At 50.2% G+C, this 257-nt stretch carries 1 protein-coding gene; it reads left to right on the top strand.

The genetic code is table 11. The annotated features are described in order from the left end of the window. Positions 1-15 precede the first annotated feature (15 nt). A complete protein-coding gene (locus SB764_RS42215) occupies positions 16-105 on the top strand; it encodes a hypothetical protein (protein WP_410867068.1) in 90 nt (29 codons plus the stop codon). Positions 106-257: the final 152 nt, after the last annotated feature.

Below are 257 nucleotides of genomic sequence, written 5' to 3'. Positions count from 1 at the left end.
CATCAGCGCGAAGAGCTGGAGCGTGAGAACAACCATCTGAAAGAACAGCAGAACGGCTGGCAGGAACGTCTGCAGGCCCTGCTGGGTCGCATGGAAGAGGTCTGATTACGCTTCATCTTTCGCGTAATTTCTTTACTGTGTAGGCCAACAGGTAACGCAGAAAAAAGGCACCTTGCGGTGCCTTTCTTATCATTCAATATCCAGCGGATCTTCTGAAAGAATAATCCCGGTATTGTCGGCATAAAGATGGTCGCCGG

The sequence above is a fragment of the Paraburkholderia sp. SIMBA_027 genome (genome assembly GCF_046535315.1).
In the GTDB taxonomy this organism is placed as follows: Bacteria; Pseudomonadota; Gammaproteobacteria; order Burkholderiales; family Burkholderiaceae; genus Paraburkholderia; species Paraburkholderia tropica.
This window is presented reverse-complemented; position numbering and strand designations above follow the sequence as displayed.